The following is a 557-nucleotide window of genomic DNA, read 5'->3' as shown; positions in this document are numbered from 1 at the left end:
ACCGCCGCCGACCACTCGCCACAATCGCCACGGCCATCACCGTGCTCGCCGCCACCATCAGCTGCACCTCCGGGCCCGATGGCTCCGTCGCCGCACCGACGAGTGTCGCACCCATGGTCGAGGACTACCCGATCGTGTGGCTACCCACCCCTTACCTGGACCTCAACTCCCCCGACGGCACCTTCATCCGCGCCGCCTTCGAATCAAGCAACCGGCAGAAAAACCTCGGCAACGCCGCCTACTACCCAGGCTTTCGCCACGCCAGCCTGTCCGCATGGCTGTGGTACGGCCCCTACGACGGCCCGTACTCCACCTTCGGCGAACCACCCAACACCACCTACGTCTGGGCCGCCCCCTTCCCCGACCCCGACCCGCAAGGCAGACACGACTGGACCCCGCTCTCCCGCGACGTCGGCGGTATCGCCCTCTGCAGCATCTCCACCAACACGACGGTCAAACGCCACCGACTTTTCTTCACCTACCGGCGCACCGGCCGAACACCACCCACCAACCAACACGGACCCCACCCCGCACCCACCACCAACGTCTTCGGCAGT

Annotated in this window: 1 pseudogene; it reads left to right on the top strand. The window is 67.0% G+C overall.

The features are described from left to right. Positions 1-113: 113 nt before the first annotated feature. Positions 114-557 (top strand): annotated as a pseudogene (locus tag QSJ18_RS20120) (hypothetical protein); the annotation flags it as partial.

Source organism: Gordonia heveisoli (assembly GCF_030315745.1).
In the GTDB taxonomy this organism is placed as follows: Bacteria; Actinomycetota; Actinomycetes; order Mycobacteriales; family Mycobacteriaceae; genus Gordonia.
The sequence above is the reverse complement of the archived record's forward strand: the minus strand, read 5'-3'. Positions and strand labels throughout refer to the sequence as shown.